General features: G+C 43.1%; 13 protein-coding genes and 1 other RNA gene. 11 read left to right on the top strand and 3 right to left on the bottom strand.

Annotated features, from left to right (window positions below; genetic code table 11):
- Positions 1–3 precede the first annotated feature (3 nt).
- On the bottom strand, positions 4–1,812 hold the full coding sequence (gene typA / locus AC5SLM_RS13825; protein WP_495251562.1) for a translational GTPase TypA: 1,809 nt from the start codon (positions 1,810–1,812) through the stop codon (positions 4–6).
- 167 nt (positions 1,813–1,979) lie between these two features.
- On the opposite strand from typA, the gene AC5SLM_RS13820 reads away from it, so the two are divergent.
- The 5 genes from AC5SLM_RS13820 to thyX all read left to right on the top strand — a co-directional run bounded on the left by AC5SLM_RS13820 (position 1,980) and on the right by thyX (position 9,500).
- Complete coding sequence (locus tag AC5SLM_RS13820; protein WP_495251561.1) at positions 1,980–3,509, top strand: flagellar hook-length control protein FliK; 1,530 nt, start codon at positions 1,980–1,982, stop codon at positions 3,507–3,509.
- A gap of 19 nt (positions 3,510–3,528) precedes the next feature.
- Entirely contained in the window at positions 3,529–4,179 is a 651-nt protein-coding gene (locus AC5SLM_RS13815; RefSeq protein ID WP_495251560.1) for a FlgD immunoglobulin-like domain containing protein, read from the top strand.
- A gap of 9 nt (positions 4,180–4,188) precedes the next feature.
- Positions 4,189–5,961, top strand: coding sequence for a flagellar hook-basal body complex protein (locus AC5SLM_RS13810; protein WP_495251559.1), 1,773 nt, complete (start codon positions 4,189–4,191; stop codon positions 5,959–5,961).
- A 90-nt stretch (positions 5,962–6,051) separates the two neighbouring features.
- Complete coding sequence (gene flgE / locus AC5SLM_RS13805; RefSeq protein WP_495251558.1) at positions 6,052–8,844, top strand: flagellar hook protein FlgE; 2,793 nt, start codon at positions 6,052–6,054, stop codon at positions 8,842–8,844.
- A gap of 44 nt (positions 8,845–8,888) precedes the next feature.
- Positions 8,889–9,500 (top strand): FAD-dependent thymidylate synthase, encoded by a 612-nt coding sequence (gene thyX, locus AC5SLM_RS13800; protein WP_495251557.1) that lies wholly within the window; start codon positions 8,889–8,891, stop codon positions 9,498–9,500.
- Positions 9,501–9,516: 16 nt separating this feature from the next.
- On the opposite strand, the gene ruvC is transcribed toward thyX, so the two are convergent.
- The gene (gene ruvC / locus AC5SLM_RS13795; protein ID WP_495251556.1) at positions 9,517–9,984 is read right to left on the bottom strand and encodes a crossover junction endodeoxyribonuclease RuvC; all 468 of its coding nucleotides are present in this window, start codon (positions 9,982–9,984) and stop codon (positions 9,517–9,519) included.
- Positions 9,985–10,111: 127 nt separating this feature from the next.
- Between ruvC and dnaA the strand changes: the two genes are divergently transcribed.
- From dnaA to AC5SLM_RS13775, 4 genes are all read left to right on the top strand, one after another.
- Positions 10,112–11,443: a chromosomal replication initiator protein DnaA gene (dnaA, locus tag AC5SLM_RS13790; protein ID WP_495251555.1), complete on the top strand. Its 1,332-nt coding sequence runs from the start codon at positions 10,112–10,114 to the stop codon at positions 11,441–11,443.
- Between the two features lie 154 nt (positions 11,444–11,597).
- Positions 11,598–12,665 (top strand): DNA polymerase III subunit beta, encoded by a 1,068-nt coding sequence (gene dnaN, locus AC5SLM_RS13785; protein WP_495251554.1) that lies wholly within the window; start codon positions 11,598–11,600, stop codon positions 12,663–12,665.
- 11 nt (positions 12,666–12,676) lie between these two features.
- Entirely contained in the window at positions 12,677–14,989 is a 2,313-nt protein-coding gene (gene gyrB, locus AC5SLM_RS13780; RefSeq protein ID WP_495251553.1) for a DNA topoisomerase (ATP-hydrolyzing) subunit B, read from the top strand.
- The gene (locus AC5SLM_RS13775; RefSeq protein ID WP_495251552.1) at positions 14,989–16,194 is read left to right on the top strand and encodes an HD domain-containing protein; all 1,206 of its coding nucleotides are present in this window, start codon (positions 14,989–14,991) and stop codon (positions 16,192–16,194) included. Before gyrB ends, AC5SLM_RS13775 begins: the two co-directional genes overlap by 1 nt.
- 3 nt (positions 16,195–16,197) lie before the next feature.
- On the opposite strand, the gene ffs is transcribed toward AC5SLM_RS13775, so the two are convergent.
- An RNA gene (gene ffs / locus AC5SLM_RS13770) (signal recognition particle sRNA small type) lies at positions 16,198–16,295 on the bottom strand.
- A 77-nt stretch (positions 16,296–16,372) separates the two neighbouring features.
- Here ffs and AC5SLM_RS13765 point away from each other — a divergent pair.
- Both AC5SLM_RS13765 and AC5SLM_RS13760 read left to right on the top strand, forming a co-directional pair.
- Entirely contained in the window at positions 16,373–16,813 is a 441-nt protein-coding gene (locus AC5SLM_RS13765; RefSeq protein WP_495251551.1) for a hypothetical protein, read from the top strand.
- Positions 16,814–16,891: 78 nt separating this feature from the next.
- Positions 16,892–17,185: a c-type cytochrome gene (locus AC5SLM_RS13760; protein ID WP_495251550.1), complete on the top strand. Its 294-nt coding sequence runs from the start codon at positions 16,892–16,894 to the stop codon at positions 17,183–17,185.
- Positions 17,186–17,263 lie beyond the last annotated feature (78 nt).

Genomic DNA, 17,263 nt, shown 5'->3' with positions numbered 1-17,263 from the left:
AGGTTATTTTGCGTTTCGCGACAAGCGCTTACGCACGGTTGGATCAAGGTAACGCTTGCGTACACGCACGCTTTTGGGCGTTACTTCGACCAATTCATCTTCTTCAATCCACTCTAACGCGCGCTCAAGGTTTAAAAGGCGCGGGGGAACGAGTTTGATAGCATCATCCGCGCCAGAAGAGCGCACGTTGGAGAGTTGCTTTCCTTTGATGGGGTTGACATCCAAGTCATTAGGACGTGAATGTTCGCCGATAATCATCCCTGTGTACACCTTGGTTTGCGGGCCACAAAAAAGCACGCCCCGCTCTTGGAGGTTAAAGAGGGAATACCCTAGTGCTTCGCCGTTTTCCATAGAAACAAGGGCGCCGTTCATGCGGTGTTCTACGCCACCGATGTAGGGGCGAAATTCCAAAAACGAGTGGTTCATGATACCTTCGCCCTTGGTGTCGGTAAGAAATTGGCTACGAAAGCCGATGAGTCCGCGCGCAGGGATTTCAAACTCGATGCGCGTTTGACCATCACCCGTGGGGTTCATGGCGGTCATTTCTGCCTTGCGTTTGCCCAGTTTTTCAATAACGGTGCCAGTGAATTCATCAGGAACATCTACTACCAAATGCTCATAGGGTTCCATTTTCACCCCTTCTTCTTCTTTGATGATAACCTCAGGTCGGCCAAGGGTCATCTCGAAGCCTTCGCGGCGCATGTTTTCTGCCAAAATCGTAATCTGAAGCTCGCCACGGCCCGAGACCTTAAAGCGTCCTTCACCGATGGCCTCATAGCGCATGGCGATATTGGTTTTCATCTCGGCTTCAAGGCGCTCAGCAAGTTTGTTGGAAGTAACGTGTTTTCCTTCTAGTCCTGCAAGGGGAGAGTCATTGACCCCAAATACCACGGTCAACGTAGGCTCTTCGATGTGCAACGGGTCGAGAGGCATGGGGTTGGCAGGGTCCACCACACTATCGCCCACGTCCAAGGCTTCAAACCCTGCAATAGCAATAATATCGCCCGAATACGCTTCTTCAATATCCGTGCGCACCAAGCCTAAAAAGCCAATGAGTTTACTAATCCGACCGCTCACGCGCTCGCCGTTTGCCTTAGCAAGCAGTACGGTTTGGTTTTTCTTAACGCTTCCGTTAAAAATCCGCGCAATACCAATCTTGCCCACGTAGTTGTCGTAGTCTAGAGTAAATACTTGAAGTTGTAAGGGGTTATCAACACTGCCTGTGGGTGCAGGAACGTGCTCTAAAATCGCCTCAAACAAAGGAATCATGTTTTCGCTTGGGTCGCTCATGTGATGTTTGGCATAGCCGTTAATCGCCGCAGCGTATACGACAGGAAATTCCAACTGGGCATCGTTGGCATCAAGGGCCACAAAAAGGTCGAAGATTTCGTTAATGACACGGTCAGGGTCTGCCGCAGGTTTGTCGATTTTATTAATGACAACGATAGGGCGAAGTCCTAAAGAAAGGGCTTTTTTTACCACAAATTTGGTTTGGGGCATGACGCCTTCTTGGGCATCCACCAACAATAAAACGCCATCGACCATTTTAAGCACCCGCTCCACTTCCCCGCCAAAGTCGGCGTGGCCAGGGGTGTCAATGATATTGATTTTGGCATCTTTATAATGAATCGCTGTATTTTTTGCGAGAATCGTAATGCCGCGTTCTTTTTCGATTGCATTACTATCCATCACGCGCACATCCACCGCTTGGTGTGCTGAAAAAGTACCTGATTGTTTTAAAAGTTCGTCCACAAGGGTGGTTTTGCCGTGGTCAACGTGCGCGATAACGGCGATGTTACGTAAATTCTTCAAAAAAATGCTCCTGTTGAAAGTAGGGTGACTATTATAGCGAAAAATCCTTTTTAATAGATTACGGCACCAAAGAAGGAGGGTTTTGCGCCTTTTGTTTACTTTACATGTAAGGCAGTGGAACAGTTCTTGCTAGAAGAAAGGATGATTTCCTATGAAAGGCATATGGCATGCAAGAAGCGCTCTCATTAACTACGCCAAATACGTCCAAAACAGCTGTTCTTACCCAAGAAAAGCTCGCCAAAATGACGAGTGATCTAAAGGGAAATGACGAAGGCAAAGGGACTAATTTTTTAGCCATGATGCTCTCACAATTGGCCAGTTCTAGCACAAAAACACAAACTACGACGACCATCACGTTAGAAAGCCTTTCCGTTAAAACACCCACAACTGCAGAAGTAAGCCTTGAGGACATTGCGTCCATTAGTGAAGAAAAAGCGACCCTTTCCCAACTCCTTCAACTCATTGAAATCCTCAACGGGGGCGAAAGCACACTGAAATTTCCAAAGCTCACTGAAAAATTAGAAACATTGCTTGCCCAAGAAGGCGCACTCAAAGAACTCAAAGGCATTAAATCCCTTGATGATGTGATGAAGCTTAGTCAAAAATACGACTTGGGCTTAGAAAAAATCACATTCTCCTCCAAAGAACTCAAAAGCCTTGAAACCGCTTTTCCAAAGCTAACCCAAAACAATTTTTTTGAATCCAAAACCGAGAGCATTGCCAGTGAAACATTGCTTAAAAGTAAACAAACAGAAACCACTCCTTTAAAAACAGAAAAGGAAGGAAATACAACACTTAAAGACTTGCTGCGTTCTCTCGAAGACAAAAAAGAGGTCAAAGCAGAAACCAAGGCAGAAGTAAAAACGGAAACCAAACCAGAGGTCAAAGGGGAAACCAAAACCGAAGTGAAAGCAGAGGTCAAAACCGAAGTAAAAACGGAAACCAAAGCAGAAACAGCTGCTGAGGCAAAAAAAGAGGCTAAAGGGGACGAAAAAACAAAAATAACACCCAAAGAAACCCTCACCTCCCATGAAAAAATAAGCTCAGAACAAAAACAAGACCCAAAAACAAGCAGCGTTCAAGAAGCACGGGTGGAGCCTGCAAAACCCCACGCCCCCCAACCCTTGGAAATCAAAGAAGGGACATCCTCTTCCCAAACCTCCAAAGACACAACCCTTAAGACCTTGAGTGAGCTTAGCCAAGGAGAGGCCAAAGGGGGAGAGAAAGAATCTGGTGAAGGAGAGAGAAACGCAAACGCCTTTGGCAAAGAAGGTGTAAAAAACAGCCAACAACAATCCAAAACAGGGGCATTGCGCCAGACGTTTAATACCTTTGCCCAAGACTTTAAAGAACAAGTGGAAAACTATAAACCACCCATGATGAAAATCCAACTCGCCCTCAATCCAAAAAACCTCGGCGAAGTGGACGTCACGCTCATCAACCGTGGCAATAGCTTACATGTAAGCTTTACTTCCAACACCAGTCAAACCCTAAGCCTTTTTGTCCAAAACCAAGCGGAGTTTAAAAATGCCCTTGTCAACATGGGCTTTACCAACTTAGAAATGAACTTTTCCCAAAAAGAACGGCAAGATAACCCCCAAGGTGGCACTTCAAAAGGAGATTTTTCCTCTGAAGAGTTTAACGATGCCCTTGAAGAAGAAACCACCCTTGAGTTGGTTCTTCCTGATTACGTATAAAAAATAAAAAGGATACCCTATGTCTACAGTTTCTAGCACCACCTCAACTACTACTACAACAGATACCGCCGTTAATCCAGGTTCTAAACTTGATAAAGACGCTTTTATGAAATTACTACTTGTGGAGCTTCAGTATCAAGACCCTACCGACCCCATGGATTCGGACAAAATGCTTACTCAAACCTCTCAACTTGCGGCCCTCGAAACCCAAGAGAACACCAACGCAACAATGCAAGCCTTGGCAGAACAAATGGCCAATAACATGAACATGTACGCTGTTTCTGCCGTAGGCAAAATGGCCTCCATTGGCTTTAACGCTATTTCTTTGGAAGATGGCGAAGCAAAATTTGAAGTCTATTTTGAAAAAGAAATCCACTCGGGCAAGCTCTATATTAAAGACAGTGAAGACAACCTCGTGCGTACAGTTGAACTCGAAGCAGGTGGAAAAGGCGTTTTAGCCTTTGAGTGGGATGGCGCTAATGACGAAGGAGAAGCTATGAAAGATGGATATTATTCGGTTACTGCAGAATACCTAGACACCGATTTGGATCAGCAAACTACCCAATTTGGTATTTACCCTGTTGAATCGGTACGCTTTGAGGATGGAGAAACCCTCATTAAATTAGGTTCTTCTTATATTCCACTTGAATACGTTATCGAGTTTTTTTAAAGGCTTAGTATGAACAGCTCCTTTTACAATGGCATCTCAGGCACCAAAACCCATCAGTTTGGGATTGATGTCTGGGCCGATAACATTGCCAATGTTAATACCACGGGGTTTAAAAGCAGTACGCCCGAGTTTGCGTCTATTTTTGCTACAACCCTTACAAGCTCCTATTTTAGCAGCAATGTCACCAGTGATATTGGCTATGGGAGCAAGGCACAAAGTTCAGCCATGAACCTCACCCAAGGCTCTTTCCAAAACACGGACAATGTCTTTGACCTTGCCATTGGAGGCGAGGGATGGTTTGGGGTTCAAGGGGCGGGAAGCCAAGTGTATTACACCCGCGCTGGGTCTTTTTCTGTGGACGCCAATGGAAATATGGTGGATGGAAATGGGAATTATCTCCTAGGAACCATGGGCAATAATTACACGCCCATCACCCTTCCTGAAGAGGTGATGAAAGATTTTGGGACGTATTATGGGCTTAACAACAACATCGTCCTTGCCCAAGTGTATGCTGTCACCCAGATTCAAGACATTGCCCTTGCTGCTGTAGCGCAACAAGGCATCATCACCCTGCCTGATTATTTGTATTATCCGCCCATCCCGACGCAAAATATCAGTTACAAAGGCAATCTCGACCCAAAAATTATCACAGAATCCGTTGATGTCACCGTCAATGAAGACGATGTGGAAACAACACTCAATACCGCGTCCAACACGGTTTCTATCACGGGAAATCTTACCAACACTCCTGAAGCCCTAACGCCACTAGAAGGGGATTTAGTCTCCATCACCATTACCGACCACACCGGTCAAACCCAAAAAGCTTCGGCGTATTTGGATGAAAACCTTACGTGGAGTCTTGTGGGTATTGATGTGAGTGATTTGGACACTTCGGAACCTTTAACCACTACTGCCATCTTAAGCACCATGCAAGAAGTTCCCAATGTCGAAACCTTTACCACGTCTATCATCTCGCCCACAGGAGAAAAAGACATTCTCTCCATGGTCTTTACCAAACAAATCCCTCAGCCTGCTAGCGGAAGTGTGTGGGATGGGGTTTTGCAAGTCCGCACATACTATGAAGATTATGTGCGTGAAGAATACGATGCAAGTGTAACGTATGACCCAAGCGAATACGAGGTACATGCAGACATGGAGTACGTGATAAAGATTTATGACCCTGAACGTTTTTACGTCGACACAACAACCAACAAAGTCTACGAAATTACCGACTCCCAAACAGGGCAACTCACCTTTGGTGGGGCAGGGCAACTTCTTGAAAGTACCATTCCTACGATGAGTAACGGTGGCGCGGCCTTGAGTATTTTTATAGGAACAGCCAATAATTACGACGGTCTCACCTCTAGCACCAACCTCAATACGTCACGCTCTTTTACCCAAGATGGCCAAGTAGCAGGATTGCTCAAGGGTTACGGTATGGATGAGCGAGGAAACGTGGTTGCAGAATTTACCAATGGCCGCAGTGTGCCCATAGCAAAGGTTGCGGTATACCATTTTCAAAACGACCAAGGGCTTACCCGCACCTCTTCTTCGCTGTTTCAAGCATCTTCCAACAGCGGTAATCCCATTTTTTATACGGATGCGGATGGCAATTTTATCCTAGGAAGCAAAATATTTTCAAACCGTCTTGAAGGAAGCAACGTTAACCTTGGCACGGCCTTAACAGAACTGATTGTCCTGCAAAAAGCCTTTGATGCCAATGCTAAAAGCATTACGACTAGTGATGAGATGATTAAAAATGCGATTCAGATGAAAAGGTAGGAACAGTTTTTGCTTTTTAGTCTTTACATGTAAGGTTTATATGTTACTTTTTATTCATAAATACTGATTTACCCTTAAAAGGATAGCCCCATGATGCGATCACTTTGGGCCGGCGTTACCGGACTGCAAGCTCACCAAATAGCGATGGACGTCGAAGGTAATAACATTGCCAACGTCAACACCACGGGGTTTAAATACTCCCGTGCAAACTTTTCTGATTTACTAAGCCAAACCGCAAAAATCGCCACCGCACCCCAAGGGGATTTAGGCGGTAAAAACTCTATGCAAATCGGCCTTGGAACCCAAGTGAGTTCCATCACCAAAATCTTTAAACAAGGCTCCGTACAAACCACCGACAAAAACACCGACCTTGCCATCCAAGGGGACGGGTTTTTTGTCGTTTCTCCAGATGCGGGAAGTACCTATAAATACACCCGCAATGGGGATTTTACCTTCGATGCATTGGGCAATTTTACCGACAGCAATGGGTATATCGTGCAAGGGTGGATGCGTGATGAAAAGACAGGAAATATTGATGCTACCACGCCTATTGGTAACATTACCATTCCCCCAGGCCTTACCACACCAGCCCAAGACACCACCTACATCGCCGTAAAAGCCAACCTTAACTCAGGCAATAGCATTACCAATAAATCCGTCATTTATTCCCTCGACCAATACCACGGTTGGGTCGATGAAGATGGCAATGGCATCCAAAGCACTTTAGAAATTCACAATGAAAATGGCCTTAGCGGCTCAGACGCCCAATTTAACGCCGACAAAGAGATGTACGAGCGCGGGGAAGACTTTGGAGCACTCTTTAACACCAGCGGCGAATCCTTTGCCCTCACTACAGGACAAGGGGTTTGGGTAAGCTACGCAGATGCCGTTTACGCACAAACAGGCATTTCAAGCACTACTATCGATGTGGATTTAATCATCAATGGGGTGCAAATTGTGGGCTCCAATACTCCTTCTGGCTCTACTGCGGCTGAGCGTCAAGAAGAAAATATGCGCTACATTCAAAACCTCATTAACCAGTTTACTACCCAAACAGGTGTGGAAGCAAACTTGGGAGGAGGAGGTATTACCCTCACCAATGGCAACACCAATGGTACCGAAGAGAGTATGAAAAATATTAGCCTTGTTGCCAATGCAACCGATAGCACTGGGTTTCAAAGCGTTCAAGTCATCACCGCTTTTAAATATACCTACACCTCAGGTTCCACCTCTACAGCACTTGACCGCACAGAAGCGCGCCAATTTAGAACGACTGAAGACCTTCGTCATGCCATGCAAACCGATGCAAGGCTTAACACCGACTACACAGGGGATGGCACGGCCGATAAAAACGATGGAGTAACCGTTACGGTTAACAGTTCAGGGCAATTTGTTATTGCTAACCCCGAAGGCGATGCTTTTAACGCGGACGATGGGGATATCATCACCGCTACCGATGCTGCAGGTAATCCTTGGACCGTTGCTTCGGCCAATTTAACCGTTGATGGAAGTTTTGTTGTTGCTACAGGAGCGGAAGATGAATTTGGAGAAAGCCTTATTAATGTCGTTTTAAGTGCTGATTATATGGTGCCAATTGACGTAGATTATACCATCAATGGGGTCACAGCAACCTCAGATGGTAGCCACGTTATCGCCGCAGGTTCTTATGATAGTATTGTGTTTGGTGGAATACCTGACAACGTCTATCTTCCTAATGGCACTACGTATGTGCGCGAAGGTACGGGTCTAGGGGCCTTGGCTAATAACGTCTTCTTTCCAGCGGAGATGAATTTTACAGCACCTTTTACAATCTCTGCTAGTATTATTGTGCCTGCTGGAACCATTGTTAATGGCGTTACTGTTCCCATACCTACTGCTTACACCGCAGGAACAGTCATTAACACCATGATTTTACCCAGTGATGCGGGCGTTACTCTTCCTGCTGGCACCACCTTTTCAGATACAGACCAAACTGTTCCTGCAGGAACAGACATTAAAACAGTTGATGATTACAATGTTAATCTTGCCATCACCGGGTACAGCAGCAGTGCCAATAAAGTCAGTGAAAACACCCGTTTTGCCACGATGATGCAAAGCCTTCAAGGTTCTCTTCCTACGGGCAACAACACCCGAACCTCTCAAAACATTTATGCAGCCACCCACGCTGCAAGTATCGATGTGTACGACTCTTTGGGCAGTAAGCATGCCGTGCGTATTGAATTTAGAAAGGTTGGGGTTACTAAAGAGGGGGGGACCCAGTGGAACATGATTATCTCTGTTCCAGAACCTGGTGTCATTGATGATGCCAATTACCCTTTTAACATGCTCACAGGTTCCATTACCTTTGGGTCAAATGGTGCACTCTCCACCTATACCCCTTCGTCCATCCGCTACACCGCCAATAACGGCTCAACCCCCAACCAAAATATTTCCCTTAGGTTTGGTACTGCGGGACAATTTGATGGTATGACCAGCTTTGATAAAACCTCTAACACCTCTGGTATTTCCCAAGATGGCTTTCCTGGTGGGGATTTATCAGGTATTCGTATTGATGAGACGGGAACACTCATCGGCAGTTTTACCAATGGACGTAGCTTTGGTCTTGCTCAGGTTTCCATGGCAAAATTTACCAACAATGAAGGGTTAGAAAGTGATGGAGGAAATACCTTTATCCAAACCTCTAACTCAGGCGATCCTATTATTGGCCAAGCCTCGGTAGGGGGACGTGGATTTATTCAAGCCAGTGCCCTTGAGATGAGTAACGTGGACCTTTCCCGTTCTCTCACCCAACTCATCATCATCCAACGGGGTTACCAAGCCAACTCCAAAACTATCACCACCTCCGACCAAATGCTCAATACCCTCTTGCAACTCAATCAATAGTTAGTTTACATGTACTATAATGCGCCCTAAAAAAAGGGCGCATTATGCAAGTCACACTCCTTCAACACACTTCCCTTACCATTTGTGCAAGTGCCATTCGCACCTGCTGGCAAAGCTTTGATAAAAGCGACGAAGGAGGTCAAAAAGACCGTGATCTCATCGACCGCGTAGGCAACAAGTTTAAACACGCCTCTACACTAGAACACTTGGTGTATACCTTCTACATCCAAGGCATCTCCCGTGCCCTTTTACAAGAGCTTTCGCGCCACCGTTTAGCCTCTCCTTCGGTTAAATCCACCCGCTATACCCTTAAAGAGCTCAAAGCCGAAGAACCCTTTACATGTAAAGACCCTACACGGGCTGAAAAATACCTTGTTTTTACCGGAGATGAACGGGTGGATTGCATGAGCATTCGCGCCTTAGAAAACCTGCGCCAACTTTTAGAAGAAGGCATTAGCAACGACAAGGCTAAATACTGCTTGCCTGAGAGTTACAAAACTGAACTTACGTGGACGATTAATGCGCGCAGTTTACAAAACTTTCTCACGTTGCGTAGCAGTAAAAGTGCCCTATGGGAAATCCAAAACCTCGCGCGGGCTTTATACGCTAGCTTGCCCCAAGACCACCAATACCTCTTTAGCGTCGAAGCACCTTAAGGCCTTACATGTAAGGCTATTTAACCCGTTGCCCGTGAGTTAAGGCTACGGCGATGGCATCGGTGATGTCTAGGGGCTTAATCACTTGTTTAATGCCTAAAATCCGCCCTACCATGAACGCTACTTGTTCTTTTTCTGCCTTAGCTTTTCCTGTAACCGCTTTTTTTACTTGTAAGGGAGTGTATTCGTGAAAATTCCCATGGACTTGGAGGATTTTTAACATCAATGCCCCACGAAATTGGGCCAATTTTAAAACGGTTTTAGGATTAAACGCAAAGAAAATATCTTCAATAGCCACTTCATCAATGGTGTGGTTTTTAAACACCATATCCAACCCTTCTACTAACTCCATAATTTGGTCTTGCAAAACCCGCTCTTTAATGCGAATAAGTCCCGCTTCTACTAGCCGAACTTTTTGTCCCTCTTTTTGGATGAGCGCATACCCACAGTTGCGGCTCCCAGGGTCAATTCCTAATATAATCATTGTGCTCTTTTCACTGTTTTATTCACAGGGTGAAAAACTTTTTCACATCTGTATCTCTTAACATTGCATTCAACTATAAAAAGGTAAAATATCTCCTTAATCACGCGTCATTACAGCAGGAGTCCTTTTGTTAGCAGATACGATTTTAGAGATGTTGCGCCATGAAATTCCCACCCAAGAATTTGAGCGCTACATTAAACAACTGTCGTTTTTTGAAAAGGCATCCCGCTCAGATTTAGCCGTATTTACCGCACCCAATATTCTCATTTGCAACTGGGTTAAAACCAAATACGCTGCTAAAATCGCCCATTTATTTGAAATCAAAACAGGTATTAAACCCTCTATCAAAATTATCCCTACACAAAGAACATCTCAACTTGAAAATCCTACCGTTTCTAGCCCTCTAGCGTTGTATGAAGAAACAAAACAGACCAAAAGTACCATCTTAAACCCCTCTTATCAGTTTGACAGTTTTGTGGTGGGAAGCTCTAACCAATACGCTTACAGCGCCGCGAAATCCATCGCCGAGAAGCCTGGTAAAATGTACAATCCTGTGTTTATTTACGGCCCCACGGGATTAGGTAAAACCCACCTTATTCATGCCATTGGTAATTTTTCCATGACACAAGGAAAATCTGTTATTTACACGACCATCGAACAGTTTATGAACGATTTTACCTATAATCTTAAAAACGGTAGCATGGATAGATTTCGTGAAAAATACCGCCAGTGCGATATCTTGCTCATCGATGATGTGCAATTTCTTTCCAATAAAATTCAGACCCAAGAAGAATTTTTTCACACCTTTAATGAACTTCATGCCAAAGGGAGGCAAATTGTTCTCACGTCTGATAAACCCCCTAAGATGATTAATGGCCTTGAAGAACGCCTTAAAAGTCGCTTTGAATGGGGACTTATTGCGGACATTACCCTTCCAGAACTTGAAACCAAAATAGCCATCATCAATAAAAAATGTGAGCTTGATGGCATTGCCCTTGGCAGTGAAATCGTCCACTATATTGCCTCCAACATGGGTGATAACATCCGTGAAATCGAAAGTGCCATCATTAACCTCAATGCCTACGCTTCTTTGATGCGCCAAGAAATCACCCTTGAGTTTGCTAAAAATGTGATGAAAGAACAGATTAAAGAAAAACGTAATAACATCACCCTTGAGGACATTATCCATATTATTTCCAAAGAACTCAACATCAAACCCAGTGAGATAAAGTCTAAAAAACGCAGTAAAAACATCGTAGAAGCCAGACGGATTGGCATTTACCTTGCGCGCACGTTAACCCCAAATTCCATGCCTTCTTTGGCTTCATTTTTTGGTATGCGCGACCACACCGCTGTTTCTCACAACATGAAAAAGATTAACGAACTCATCGACAACGAAGAACACTTTAGATTGCGGCTTGAAGAGCTAAAACACAAAGTGTTAACAAAGGAAAAATGACCCTTATGCATCAAAATGTGAAAAGATGTGCGTATCTTACCCAAACCATTTCACTAAGACATCTGCCTTGGTACGGGCTTTATCGCATGTTTTCACACTTTCACGCTGTTCTACTACTGTTACTACTTTTATTTAAAAACTTAAGGAGAGAGTCATGAAGGTCTCGATTCATAAAAGCGTTCTTGAGACTGTTTTGGTCAACACCCAACCCTATTTGGAAAAAAAGGATTTGAGCCAAATCACCTCCCATTTACTGTTACGCACCGTTGGAGACGCTCTTGAAATCAAAGCGACAGATTATGAAATAGGGTTAACGTACAATACCCATTCCATTAAAATCATCAATGAAGGTGTGGCCACAGCCAACGGTAAAAAACTCCTTGATATCATCAAAATTTTAAAAGATGAGGAAGTTACCCTTGAGACGATAAATGACTACCTCTACATCAAACAAAAAAATTCTAAATTTAAACTCCCTATGTTTAATCCCAGTGATTTCCCAGACTTTCCTGTGGTGGATGAAAAACCAAAATTTGACATCAACTCTACACAACTGGTACGTGCGATTAAAAAAATAGCTCCTGCAATTGATACCAATAACCCAAAATTTGAACTCAATGGCGCACTCATTGACATCAAAGAAAACTACATCAACCTTGTAGCCACCGATACCAAACGCCTTGCCCTCATTCGCCTTGAAGCACCTACAGACCACGCTTTTTCTTTGATCATCCCTAAAAAAGCCATCAGTGAGATTCAAAAACTCTTTTTTGATGATATTGAAATCTTTTACGATGGCACTACCTTGATTGCACAATCTAATCACTTCCAATTTTTTACCAAACTTATTAATGGCAAATTTCCAGACTACGCGCGGATTATTCCTCAAGAGAAAAAATACCGCCTAAAATTGGCAAAAGAAAAGATTGTGGAGTCCATTAAACAAATTGCCATTATTTCCCATGAGATGAAAATTACTTTTAAAGCAGATAAGATTACCTTTGAGAGTTTAAATGATGATAACATCGAAGCAAAAACAGAAATCGAATACATCACAGGCTTGGAAGAAGAGATTTATTTAGCCCTAAACAGCCGCTATATGCTCGATTTTTTAAGTAACATCGAAGAGAGCAGTTTTACCTTAGGGTATAATGACGCCGGCCTTCCCTTTACCCTAGAGAGTGAAAACTTTAAAACCATCGTCATGCCAATCATGATTTAACGGAGTAGTCAATGAACAGTTACGGAGCAGAAAATATTAAAGTCCTCAAAGGACTCGAAGCAGTACGAAAACGACCGGGTATGTATATTGGAGACACCAATATCGGCGGTTTGCACCACATGATTTATGAAGCTGTTGATAATTCTATTGATGAAGCTATGGCAGGATACTGTGATACGATTAGTATTGAGTTAACCCCTGAGGGTTCGGCAATCGTTACAGACAATGGCCGAGGTATTCCAACCGATCATCACGAAGGAGAAAACCTTCCTGCTGCAACGGTAGTATTAACCGTGTTACACGCGGGCGGAAAATTTGACAAAGACACGTATAAAGTAAGTGGCGGTTTGCACGGGGTGGGTATTTCTGTTGTTAATGCCTTGTCTGAAAAATTGGTGATGCAAATTAAACGCGGCGGCGAAGAATTTCGCCAAGAATTTTCCAAGGGAATCCCTCAAACACCCCTTGATGTGATTGGAAAAACACGAAAAACAGGAACCTCTATTGAATTTTGGCCAGACCAAACAATCTTTGAAACCGTGGATTTTGAGTTTGATACCCTCTCAAAACGTTTCCGCGAACTTGCCTATTTAAATCCTAAAATCACTATTCATTTTAAAGATGGCCGTGTTGGTAAAGAAGAAACCTTTCATTTTGAAGGGGGATTAGAACAATTTATCATTGATTTAAACAAAAAAGAACAGGTTTCAAAACCTTTTTATTTTCAAGAAAAATCCGAAGATATCGAAGTTGATATTGCTATCATGTACAACAGTTCTTACAGTGAAACCCTCCTTTCTTTTGTCAATAACATCAAAACACCCGATGGTGGAACCCACGAAGCAGGTTTTCGCGCGGGTTTAACCAGGGCCATTGTCAATTATATCAACACCAATGCTAACCAACGGGAAAAAGATACAAAAATAACGGGTGATGATGTTCGCGAAGGGCTTATTACGGTTGTGAGTGTAAAAGTTCCTGAACCTCAATTTGAAGGGCAAACAAAGGGAAAATTGGGAAGTTCTTATGTAAAACCCATTGTTCAAAAATTGACATTTGAACGCTTGGTAAAATACTTTGAAGAAAACCCAATCGACGCTAAAGCTATTATGGGAAAAGCCCTAGCAGCAGCGCGTGGACGTGAAGCGGCTAAAAAAGCCCGTGATTTAACACGACGCAAAGATTCTATGAGTGTGGGTACCTTGCCAGGAAAATTGGCCGATTGTCAAAGTAAAGATCCTAGTAATAGCGAAATTTATTTGGTGGAAGGTGACAGTGCGGGTGGTTCAGCTAAACAAGGACGTGATCGTGTTTTCCAAGCCATTTTGCCTTTAAAAGGAAAAATCCTCAATGTGGAAAAAAGCCGCTTGGATAAAATTTTAAAATCCGAAGAGATTAAAAATATGATCACGGCCCTTGGATGTGGCATTGGGGATGAATTTGAAGAAGAGCGATTGCGCTACCATAAAGTCATCATCATGACCGATGCAGACGTGGACGGAAGTCACATTCAAACTCTTTTGTTAACCTTTTTCTTCCGCTTTTTAAATCCTGTGATTGAAAATGGGTATGTGTATCTTGCACAACCGCCTTTATACCGCTTTAAAAAAGGTAAAAAAGAAATTTATCTTAAAGATGAAAAATCCCTCAACGAATTTTTGATTGAAATGGGGATTGAAGCTATTGAGCTTGATACTATTGGTTTGAAAGACATGATGGAATACCTTAAAATCATTTCAGCCTACCGCAATATTTTAAAAGAACTTGAAAAACGTTTTTCGGTGATTGATGCAGTGCGCCACATGATTGAAAATCCTGACATTGTTTCTTTACCCCAAAAAGAGTTACATGTAACCATGAAAACCTATTTGGAAAACAAAGGCTATAACATCCTTAACTCCGTAACAACAGAAGAAGCGATTCACCTGTATATCCAAACCAATGATGGCCTTGAAGAATTAGTCATTAGTGACACCTTGTTTACCAGTCCTCTTTATGAAGAAGCACTCTACATTTATGCAAAAATGAAAGAAAGAGACATGGGTGTTTTTAAAGGGGAAGATCCTATTGAGGTTCTAAACCGTGTTGAACGCCATGCTAAAAAAGGTGCTTATATCCAACGTTACAAAGGTTTGGGGGAAATGAACCCTGAGCAACTTTGGGAAACCACCATGAACCCAGAAAACCGAAGATTACTCAAAGTAACCATTGATGATGCGGAATCTGCCAGTGAAACATTCTCTCTTTTCATGGGAGATGAAGTGGAACCGCGCCGCAAATATATCCAAGACCATGCAAAAGATGTTAAACACTTGGACGTGTGATGCTCACGCCAAAACTGATTGAGTATCTTTTTGCCGCCGCGTCCATTCAACGTTGGAACGATTACCCTCGGATGGTGGAACTTGTAGAGCTTGACAAACAGGCTCACAAGTTCATCATCGCCTATTTTTTAGCAAAAGCAGAAGATGATGATGTTAACTTGCTTCACTTGATTGAAGCGGGGTTGTTTGAGTTTTTTAGACGGGTCGTGGTCACAGACATTCGCCCCGATGTGTTTCACAAGGCTTTAGAAAAAAAGACAAAAGAGATTAACCAATGGGTTTTAGAAAAGCTCTACGACGCGCTTCAACCTATTGAAAATGGGGCGTTTTACAGCCGTTTTGAAGCCTATCTCACTACGCCTTCCATGTACAAACGCGAACGGTTTATTTTAAAAGCCGCTTCTTACCTCTCTACCCGTTGGGAATTTTCCATTGTGTACCAGACCAGCCAATTTTTAAGTGACATTGACCGTGTAAAAGAAGCGGTGGAAGAGGAAATCGAAGATTATTATGAACTTATTGGCGTGCGCAAGATTACCTTAGCGAAAAAACTTTCCCATTTGGTGGATTTAAGTGGGCGGTTGCGCTTTCAAAAACGTTGGGCACAAACCCCAAGGGTTCCTGAAACGTCTGTTTTAGGGCACATGCTCGTGGTGGCAATCTTGGGTTATTTTTATTCGATTAAAATAGATGCTTGTCCAAAACGCATTGAACACAACTTTTTTTGTGCCTTGTTTCACGACCTTCCCGAAGCACTCACCCGCGATATTATCTCCCCCGTAAAATATTCTGTTTCAGGCTTGGATGATATTATTAGCGAATACGAAATGCAACAAATCGAAGATGCGATCTTGCCCTACATTCCCATAGGGTTGCGAGAAGAATTTTTGTATCTTTTAGGGATGCATGCTGAGGGAAAAGATGAATTTAGCAACCGTATTTTTGATGGCCATGCTCAGATTGTTGACACCTTAGAAGGGTATAATGAAGACCGTTTTTGCGCGATTGATGGCAAGGCACTAAAAAATTGTGACCGCTTGGGCGCCTTTGTAGAAGCAACCCTCTCTATTAGCCATGGGGTAAAGTCAAAAGAATTGTTACACGGGAAAGAGTATATTAAAGAGAAGTTAAAAGAAAAAGGAAAGAGCGAAGGGGTTGATTTTCACACACTTGCTTGTGAAATCGAAGCGTATCTCTCAGTATAAAACCCCCCTTCAGATACCTGCGGCACCTAGAGTAAAAAAGTGCTCTGCTGTGTTCCCACCCTGAAGCATTACTCTTAAACCCCATTGCACAGGTCTAAAGAGAGGCGAGAGGAATGGTAGCGAAAGACGCCTTAAAGGTTATTGATTTCGTTTAAAATTACGCATTGGAGTAAATACGATGAGTTTTAAAGAGATAAAATCGCAGTTTTTATCCATTTTTCGCCAAGCCTTGGTGTATCACCATCGCTCTTTGGAATTTCGGTGTAAACTTTTTGCAGCAATGATTGTCGCAAATTCCGAAGCCAAACAGTGTGAATACGATGTATTAAAAGAGATTGCCCAAGAAATTTATAAAGATGATGAATACCGCGTGGAAGTGATGGTACGCACCACAAAAGAATATGTCAATAAAATCCTTTACAACAATGATTTAGACATTGATGAGTTGATTATTGAAATTAATAGAGAATTGAAAAATTACAAACGGTTTGTGGAAAAAATAAACATCGAACACTTGCGGCGTTTCATGTGTCAGGAAAATGAAGAGGCAAATCTCCTTCAATCCCGCATCCTTGAATTTTTAGAAGCAGAGATACGCGACCACAACAAAAACGTTTAACTCCCCACTTTTGACCCACATCAATGAAAGCAGGCCTTTCTTTTTGTAAGATTAGGCACCCAATCAAAAAGGATCCCCATGAAAAAATGCGTTTTTCTTCTTAGTATACTTTCGCTAATGCTCTCAAGTGCTCTTGCAGATGGTGAGAAAAAGTACCAATCTTGTGTTGCTTGCCACGGTGCGCAAGGTGAAAAAAAAGCACTGAATCGGAGCATGATTATTAAAGACATGGCAAAAGCAGATTTTATTGCTTCCATGAAAGGGTACCAAGAGGGAACCTACGGCGGTCCTATGAAGGCTATGATGACAGGCCAAGTGAAAAACCTAAGCGATGCAGACATAGAAGCATTAGCGGACTATGTGATAAAATAAAAAGATAAATGCCTTACATGTAAGGGTATTTTTTCCTTTACATGTAAGTATTTTGAAACAGAAAAGAAAGACTTCTAA

The sequence above is a fragment of the Sulfurospirillum sp. HTRB-L1 genome, assembly GCF_059415125.1.
Note: the sequence above shows the minus strand (reverse complement) of the source record. Positions and strands in the feature narration are given on the sequence as shown.